This is a genomic window from Variovorax sp. KK3 (assembly GCF_001984055.1).
Lineage (GTDB): Bacteria > Pseudomonadota > Gammaproteobacteria > Burkholderiales > Burkholderiaceae_C > Variovorax.
Genome location: NZ_LYVO01000170.1, coordinates 1 through 1,713, shown reverse-complemented (window position 1 = coordinate 1,713; position 1,713 = coordinate 1). Strand labels below are relative to the sequence as shown.

Genomic DNA, 1,713 nt, shown 5'->3' with positions numbered 1-1,713 from the left:
GGCGCGCCGCCCGTGGCCACGTACACGGTCAGCGACGGTGCGGCCACCTCCACCTCGACGCTCACGCTCACCGTGACGCCGGTGAACGACGCGCCGGTGGCCGTGGCCGACACCAACACCACGCTGGAAGACACGCCGGTGTCCGGCAACGTGCTGGCCAACGACACCGACGTGGACAGCGTCTCGCTGAACGTCACGCAATTCGTGGTCGGCGGCACCACCTACACGGCCGGCCAGACGGCCACGCTGGCCGGCGTGGGCACGCTCACCATCGCGGCCAACGGCGCCTACACCTTCACGCCGGCGCTCGACTACAACGGGCCGGTGCCGGTGGCCACGTACACGGTGAGCGACGGCGCGCTCACCGCCACGTCGACCTTGACCCTCACCGTCACGCCGGTGAACGACCCGCCAGTCGCCGCCGCCGACACGGTGGTCGCCACCGAAGACACGCCGCTCACCATCGCGCCCGCCACGCTGCTGGGCAACGACAGCGACGTGGACGGCAACACGCTCACCATCACCAGTGTGCAGGGCGCCGTCAACGGCAGCGTGTCGCTGGTGGGCGGCAACGTGGTGTTCACGCCGGCCGCCAACTTCAACGGCACCGCCAGCTTCAGCTACACGATCGGCGACGGCAACGGCGGCACGGCCACCGCGACGGTGACGGTCAGCGTGGCCGCGGTCAACGATGCGCCGGTCGCGAACAACGACGTGGCCACGACCGCGATCAACACGCCGCTCGCCAACATTCCGGTACTGGCGAACGACGTGGACGTGGATGGCGACACGCTGACAGTCATCTCCGCGACCGTGAACCCGGCATTGGGCACGGTCACGGTCAACCCGAACGGCACGCTCGACTTCACGCCGGCCACCAACGTGACGGGCGCGGTGGCGATCAGCTACACGATCAGCGACGGCACGCTCACCAGCACCGCCACGCTGACGGTCAACGTCGGCACCAACACGCCGCCGCAAGGCGCGGATGGCGTGGTCGCCGGCGTGGAAGACACGCCGGTGGCGCTGGCGGCGGCCAACTTCGGCTTCAGCGATGCGGACCCGGGCCAGACCTTGGCCAACGTGCGCATCGACACGCTGCCGGCCGCCGGCACGCTGCTGCTCGACGGCGTGGCCGTGACGGCGGGCCAGGTGGTGTCGGCCGCCGATATCGTCGCGGGACGCCTGAGCTTCGTGCCGGGCGCCAACGGCAACGGCATCGGCTACGCGAGCTTCACCTTCTCGGTGCAGGACTCGGCCGGTGCCTTCGACACCACGCCCAACACCCTCGCCTTCGACATCGCGGCGGTCAACGATCCGCCGGTGCTGGTGGCCGACACGGCGACGATCGCCGAGGACACGACGGCCACGGGCAACGTGCTGGGCAACGACACGGACGTGGACAGCGCGCTGACGGTGACGCAGTTCGTCGTCGGCGGCACCACCTACACGGCAGGGCAGACCGCGACCCTCGCCGGCGTGGGCGCGCTGGTCATCAACGCCAACGGCAGCTACACCTTCACGCCGGCTGCCAACTACAACGGCCCGGTGCCGGTGGCGACCTATACCGTCAGCGACGGCGTGGTCACCGCCAGCTCGACGCTGACGATCAACGTGACGCCGGTGGACGATCCGTTCACCGATGCGGACGAGGTCGTGGCGACGAACGAGGACACGCCGCTGTCGGGCTCCGTGCTCACGGGGACGACGAGT

The 1,713-nt window shown here is 70.1% G+C and carries 1 protein-coding gene; it reads left to right on the top strand.

Going from position 1 to position 1,713, the window contains the following annotated elements:
* The coding region (locus tag B0W80_RS34605) for a cadherin-like domain-containing protein (RefSeq protein WP_143684919.1) at positions 1 to 1,713 on the top strand (1,713 nt) is incomplete at both ends.